This is a genomic window from Vibrio sp. (assembly GCF_038138445.1).
Taxonomy (GTDB): Bacteria; Pseudomonadota; Gammaproteobacteria; order Enterobacterales; family Vibrionaceae; genus Vibrio.
Genome location: NZ_JAYQDQ010000139.1, coordinates 1 through 6,638, shown reverse-complemented (window position 1 = coordinate 6,638; position 6,638 = coordinate 1). Strand labels below are relative to the sequence as shown.

Genomic DNA, 6,638 nt, shown 5'->3' with positions numbered 1-6,638 from the left:
AGCTATTTAAGATGTTCGGCTTTACCACTGAAAATGTGGTCAACACAGCGAAAGAGTTATTGGACTAGTCACTTTATCGAGAAAGTAGCCGAGTACAGCATTAAGTACTCGGCTTTCTTTTAGTCAATACTATTAGGTGCGATTTATATATCTATCAGGTAGTATTCGTGATACGAAAATGATGTAAGGGATGGAGTCATGTTAAAAGTTGCGATCAATGGATTTGGACGTATCGGTCGTAATGTGCTGCGTGCGGTATACGAGAGCGGAAAAAATCAGCAAATTAAGGTTGTTGCAGTTAATGAACTGGCTCAACCCGATGCGATGGCACATCTACTGCAATATGATACAAGTCATGGTCGGTTTGGTCGAAAAGTCACTAATGACCAAGAGCACATATATATCCACCACGACGCTCCATACGAAGGTACGGGCGAGTTTGATTCGATTCGTATTCTACATCTTGCCGAGATAGACTTATTGCCTTGGCGAGATCTTGAGGTTGATCTAGTCCTAGATTGTACAGGTGTATTTGGCACACAAGCTGATGGTCAAGAGCATATTAAAGCGGGAGCAAAGAAGGTTCTCTTCTCACACCCTGGTGCCCATGACCTTGATAACACGATTATTTATGGGGTTAATCACCATACTCTTAAAGCAGCACACAGGGTGGTTTCTAATGGGTCTTGCACCACCAATTGTATCGTTCCGATTATCAAAGCATTGGATGATGCTTTTGAAATTGAATCTGGCACTATTACGACTATTCACTCCTCGATGAATGATCAACAAGTCATCGATGCCTATCACACTGATCTGCGCCGTACACGAGCAGCAAGTCAATCGATTATACCGGTAGATACTAAATTGCATAAGGGGATTGAAAGAATATTCCCGAAATTTTCCAACAAATTTGAAGCTATTTCGGTCAGAGTTCCCACAGTCAATGTCACAGCGATGGATTTAAGTGTCACAGTTCATACAAATGTGAAAGTTAATGACATAAATCAAACCATAGTTAACGCATCTCAGTGTACATTACGAGGAATAGTTGACTATACTGAAGCTCCGCTTGTTTCGATTGACTTCAATCATGACCCACATAGTGCGATTGTTGATGGTACCCAAACACGAGTCAGTAATGGCCATTTAGTGAAAATGCTGGTTTGGTGTGATAACGAATGGGGTTTTGCCAATCGAATGTTAGATACAGCACTCGAAATGCATAAGGCAGAATAGACCCAATACGGAGTGGAGATATATTTATTTCATGCCTTGAAATAAATATTGATAATCTCCATATCTAAGTAAGTTTGAAAAATTGTTAGGTTGAGCTTAGCTGCTGAGCCGGAAAATTTATTTTTAATATTTGAGAGGACACATCATGTCTGTGATCAAGATGACTGACCTGGATCTTGCAGGTAAACGTGTATTTATTCGTGCAGATCTTAATGTACCAGTAAAAGAAGGCAAAGTGACTTCTGACGCACGTATTCTAGCTTCTTTACCTACAATCAAGCATTGTCTTGAAGCTGGTGCAAAAGTGATGGTGACATCTCACTTAGGTCGTCCTACAGAAGGTGAGTACGCGCAAGAATTCTCTCTACAACCAGTGGTTAACTACTTAAATGACGCTCTAGGTTGTGAGGTTAAGTTAGCCAAAGATTACCTTGATGGGCTAGAACTCAATGCAGGTGAGTTAGTCGTTCTTGAAAATGTACGATTCAACAAAGGTGAAAAGAAGAACGAAGAAGCCTTATCTAAGGCCTATGCTGCTCTGTGTGACGTTTTTGTTATGGATGCCTTTGGTACGGCTCATAGAGCACAAGCGTCTACCCATGGTGTTGGAATGCATGCACCGATCGCCTGTGCTGGGCCTTTACTGGCTAACGAACTCGATGCACTAGCAAAAGCAATGGATAAACCCGCTCGCCCAATGGTAGCGATTGTTGGTGGTTCAAAAGTTTCAACCAAACTAACTGTACTTGAGTCATTGTCAAAAGTGGCAGATCAGCTGGTTGTTGGTGGTGGTATTGCCAATACCTTTATTGCCGCGGCTGGACATAACGTTGGTAAGTCTTTGTATGAAGCAGACCTAGTTGATACAGCGAAAAAATTGATGGATGAGTGTGCAATCCCTGTCGCAACGGATGTCGCTTGTGCGAAAGCTTTTGATGAGAACGCTGAAGCTGAAATCAAAAATGTCGCGGATGTGGCTGATGACGATATGATTTTCGATTTAGGCCCTGATTCAACTGCTGAATTGGCAGAAATTCTTAAAAATGCTAAGACTATTCTTTGGAATGGTCCTGTAGGCGTGTTTGAGTTTAAAAACTTTGAGGCAGGGACTAAAGGTATATCTGAGGCTATTGCCCAATCTGAAGGCTTTTCAGTTGCTGGTGGTGGTGACACCCTAGCTGCTATCGATAAGTTTGGTATCAAGGCCGATGTTTCTTACATCTCAACTGGTGGTGGTGCTTTCCTTGAATTTGTGGAAGGTAAGGTGCTTCCGGCTGTAGAAATGTTGGAAGCTCGCGCTAAATAATTAACCGAAAGCGGGCTTTCCCCGCTTTCTTGTTTGCTGCATATAAGGCGTTTGTTTGTTAAAATAGGCGCTGTTGTGGCAAACGTTTGCAAAAATTTAAACGAATAAGTTTTATTTTAAAACGATAGATAAATAGGATGACAGCCATGTCTAAGATCTTCGATTTCGTAAAACCAGGTGTGATTTCTGGTGATGACGTACAGAAAGTTTTTGAAGTAGCAAAAGAGAATAATTTTGCTCTTCCAGCGGTAAACGTGGTTGGTACTGATTCTGTGAATGCAGTATTAGAAGCCGCTGCTAAAGTAAAAGCTCCGGTAGTGGTTCAGTTTTCAAATGGCGGCGCTGCTTTCTTTGCAGGTAAAGGCGTAAAACTTGAAGGTCAAGGTGGCCAAATTCTTGGTGCTGTAGCTGGTGCTAAATATGTTCATGCTGTAGCAGAAGCTTACGGTGTGCCTGTTATTCTTCACACTGACCACGCTGCGAAGAAACTTTTGCCATGGATTGACGGCCTTCTTGATGCTGGCGAGGAGTTTTTTGCTCAAACAGGTAAGCCACTTTTCTCTTCTCATATGATTGACTTATCAGAAGAATCTCTAGAAGAAAATATAGAGATTTGTGCTAAGTACCTTGAGCGTATGGCAAAAATGAACATGACGCTTGAGATTGAACTAGGTTGTACTGGTGGTGAAGAAGACGGTGTTGATAACTCAGATATGGACGCATCTGAGCTATACACTTCTCCTGAAGATGTTGCTTACGCTTATGAAAAGTTGACCGCAGTAAGTCATCGTTTCACTATCGCGGCTTCTTTCGGTAACGTGCATGGTGTTTACAAACCAGGTAATGTCGTACTGACTCCGACCATTCTTCGCGATTCACAAGCATACTGCGCGGAGAAATTTGGTATTGCTCCAAATGCGCTTAACTTTGTATTCCATGGTGGTTCAGGCTCTTCAGAAGCTGAAATTCAAGAGTCTATTAGCTATGGTGTTATCAAAATGAACATTGATACAGATACTCAGTGGGCAACTTGGGATGGTATTCGTCAGTACTCAGCTGATAACCACGATTACCTGCAAGGTCAAATCGGTAACCCAACTGGTGAAGATGCACCAAATAAAAAATACTATGATCCACGCGTATGGCTACGTAAAGGTCAAGAGTCAATGGTTAAGCGTTTAGAAAAAGCGTTCGCAGATCTAAACGCTGTCAACGTTTTATAATAACGACCCATTTCGATACTCTGTTTACACCCCAAAGCCTGCTCATAATGAGCAGGCTTTTTTGTTTCCCCTAGTTTTAAGTAAGCAATGAGATAGAGCGCACTAAAAAGAATGGCGAAAAGAGTCACCATTAGATACGTTTAACGGACTAATATTTGTTCTGTCTTATAAATAACTGTAACAAAAGCATTATTGCTGGAGGTAATAGACTATGTCAGAAGGAGCTAGGAAGATCGAAACTCCAATTATTGATGGTTTAGGTGTCGCTGGAACATGGGTGAATGAGCATTCGGAGCTCTTGATACAATATGGTGTGAACCTAATTTCCGCCATTCTGATACTATTTTTCGGTAACATTGCTGTCAAGTTAGTAGCTAATGGTGTTGCCAAGGTACTAAAAAAGAAAAGCATGGATAAAGCAGTCGTCGACTTTATCCATACGCTAGTACGTTACTTGTTGTTTACTATGGTTCTGATTGCTGCTCTGAGTCGAATTGGAGTGCAGACAGCCTCTGTTGTCGCGGTTATCGGTGCTGCGGGTTTAGCGATTGGATTGGCGCTACAAGGTTCACTATCAAATTTTGCTGCTGGTGTGTTGATTGTTGCTTTTCGGCCATTTAAATCTGGAGATTATGTACAAATAGCGGGCGTTGGTGGCTGTGTTGAGTCGATTCAGATTTTTCAGACAATTCTTACCACTCCTGATAATAAAATGGTTGTGGTACCTAACAGCAGTGTGATCAGTGGGCCGATTACTAACTACTCTCGTCATCAAACCAGACGAATTGATTTAGTTATAGGGGTTTCCTATCGAGCCGATTTACAAAAAACTAAGCAGTTATTGACCCAAATATGCCAAGCTGACCCTCGCATTCTAAAGGATCCTGAGGTAAAGGTGGGGGTCCATGCATTAGCCGATTCTTCAGTCAATTTCGTTGTTCGTCCTTGGGTAGCTACCAGTGATTACTGGAATGTCTATTTTGATTTGATGCAGGCGATTAAAGAAGGTTTGGATAGAGAAGGTGTAGAGATACCTTTCCCGCAAATGGATGTTCACCTAAATAAAATTGACTTGTGACAACATACGCAGTGAATCTTAGTACTCACATTTTTAATCCATGGATTGCTCATTATAAAGTAATAGCATAGCGTTACCTGTTAACTAGCACAGTAGATAGAGCGATTAAGATAAGGAATATTGGTCAAAATTGTGTCAGAAGTTTGGGCAATGCTCCTCAAGCAGTTTCTACGCGCTATGATAGGTGAAACGAGTTAATTAAGGAAAAATAATAATGAAGATGATCTCTCGTCTACTTATTGTTACGTCATGTTTGGCTGGCTTTGGTGTTTATGCTGGTACGCCAGATTTCCCCCACTTGCAAACTACAGGTTATGGGGAGGTTAGTGCAACACCAGATATGGCTGAGTTCACAGTAAGAGTGGTTGAAACAACCATGACGGCTGAGCAAGCTAAACAAACCGTAGATAAAGTCGTCACTGACTTTCTAGCCCAGCTAAAAGAGCAGGGAATGAGTGATGACAATATCAGCAGTTCAAATCTTTATATTGCACCCCAGTATCACTACCCCAAAAATGGCCAACCTGAACTTGTTGGTTATCGAGCTTCTCGAACCGTTAATGTAACAGTGAATCACTTGTCTGATCTAAATCAGTACCTAGATATTGCTCTAAGCTCTGGTATTAATCAGGTCCAAAATGTGCAGCTTAAGGTAAAAGAACAAGCTAAATATCAAGAGCAAGCGAGACAGGCTGCGATTAAGGATGCTAACGCCAAAGCTAAGTCACTTGCGTCAGGCTTTGATAAGGAGGTTAGTGGTGTTTGGCGAATCGATTACAATGTACCTAACAATCAGCCAGTGTTGATGCGTTCTATGGCAATGGATGCAAGAGCTGAAACGAACACCTATCAAGACTCGACTATTGTGATTCGAGATCGTGTCGATGTTATCTACAAGCTGGATTGAAGCACCTTAATTTAAGCTATTAAGGCGCATCAGTTAGCCTATTATGCAGCTTTTTCAATACTGACTTGTATTTGCTGCATTGAGCGGTGGAGGTGGCGATCAAAATGCTCGGCTGCCTTCTCCGACTCTTTGTCCATCACCAATGTAAGAATCTTCTCATATTCTTCAATTTCAAATTGGTGTACATCTAGGCCATTATTACGAGCAAAATAACGATAGCGTTTGATCTGATTGATTAGATCGTTAAAAAATCCAATCATGTTTGGCGAGTTGGAACCTTCAAGAAGCGCGATATGAAACTCATATTGTCGTTCTTCCCATTGCTGCCAATCAAAATTCTCATCATTGAAATTAAGACGAGATAGCTTGTGATAGCAAGTGAGAACCTTGAGCTCCCATTCTTCTCCGCCCAACTTTATTGATTTTTTGATTAGCACAGATGCTACGGTGCGAAGACTTTCATAAAGATCAGCAAGTTCATCTATACACACAGGAGAAACCCAGCACCCTTTCTGAGGTTCCAAGCTAACGTATTTAGTCCATGCAAGCTGAACTAACGCTTCTCTAATAGGTGAGGCACCGACACGGTATCGACGTTTTAAATCTGCGACCACGAGTTTTTGACAGGGTTTGAATTCTCCGCTCAAGATGTCTTGGTAGATCATTTTCGAGACTTTATCAGTCAAGGTTGGGCTAGACACTTTCCTATCCTCATATGCATAGATACAACACTATGAAAAATATAATAAATTCTATAGCATGCAAAACTGCGGGCGATAATACAGCGTACTGATTAGAGGGACAAGAGCGAAAAATAAAAAAGAGGGCGATAGCCCTAATGCCGATCAGTTAAACATTAATCGGCAGATCAATTGAATGATCCCA

General features: G+C 41.5%; 6 protein-coding genes. 5 read left to right on the top strand and 1 reads right to left on the bottom strand.

Annotation, left to right across the window (positions count from 1 at the left end):
• Positions 1-198 precede the first annotated feature (198 nt).
• From epd to AAFM34_RS19940, 5 genes are all read left to right on the top strand, one after another.
• On the top strand, positions 199-1,239 hold the full coding sequence (epd, locus tag AAFM34_RS19960; protein ID WP_341665877.1) for an erythrose-4-phosphate dehydrogenase: 1,041 nt from the start codon (positions 199-201) through the stop codon (positions 1,237-1,239).
• Positions 1,240-1,384: 145 nt separating this feature from the next.
• Positions 1,385-2,545, top strand: coding sequence for a phosphoglycerate kinase (locus tag AAFM34_RS19955; protein WP_341665875.1), 1,161 nt, complete (start codon positions 1,385-1,387; stop codon positions 2,543-2,545).
• Positions 2,546-2,691: 146 nt separating this feature from the next.
• The gene (gene fbaA / locus AAFM34_RS19950; protein WP_341665873.1) at positions 2,692-3,768 is read left to right on the top strand and encodes a class II fructose-bisphosphate aldolase; all 1,077 of its coding nucleotides are present in this window, start codon (positions 2,692-2,694) and stop codon (positions 3,766-3,768) included.
• A gap of 211 nt (positions 3,769-3,979) precedes the next feature.
• On the top strand, positions 3,980-4,846 hold the full coding sequence (gene mscS, locus AAFM34_RS19945; RefSeq protein ID WP_341665871.1) for a small-conductance mechanosensitive channel MscS: 867 nt from the start codon (positions 3,980-3,982) through the stop codon (positions 4,844-4,846).
• Between the two features lie 214 nt (positions 4,847-5,060).
• Positions 5,061-5,753, top strand: a complete 693-nt coding sequence (locus AAFM34_RS19940) for an oxidative stress defense protein (RefSeq protein ID WP_341665869.1) — start codon at positions 5,061-5,063, stop codon at positions 5,751-5,753.
• A gap of 41 nt (positions 5,754-5,794) precedes the next feature.
• Here AAFM34_RS19940 and AAFM34_RS19935 read toward each other — a convergent pair whose 3' ends face one another.
• Complete coding sequence (locus tag AAFM34_RS19935; RefSeq protein ID WP_341665867.1) at positions 5,795-6,454, bottom strand: GntR family transcriptional regulator; 660 nt, start codon at positions 6,452-6,454, stop codon at positions 5,795-5,797.
• Positions 6,455-6,638: the final 184 nt, after the last annotated feature.

Coding starts and splice junctions, on each gene's coding strand:
- epd (WP_341665877.1), top strand. CDS start 199: ATGTTAAAAGTTGCGATCAATGGATTTGGACGTATCGGTCGTAATGTG.
- AAFM34_RS19955 (WP_341665875.1), top strand. CDS start 1,385: ATGTCTGTGATCAAGATGACTGACCTGGATCTTGCAGGTAAACGTGTA.
- fbaA (WP_341665873.1), top strand. CDS start 2,692: ATGTCTAAGATCTTCGATTTCGTAAAACCAGGTGTGATTTCTGGTGAT.
- mscS (WP_341665871.1), top strand. CDS start 3,980: ATGTCAGAAGGAGCTAGGAAGATCGAAACTCCAATTATTGATGGTTTA.
- AAFM34_RS19940 (WP_341665869.1), top strand. CDS start 5,061: ATGAAGATGATCTCTCGTCTACTTATTGTTACGTCATGTTTGGCTGGC.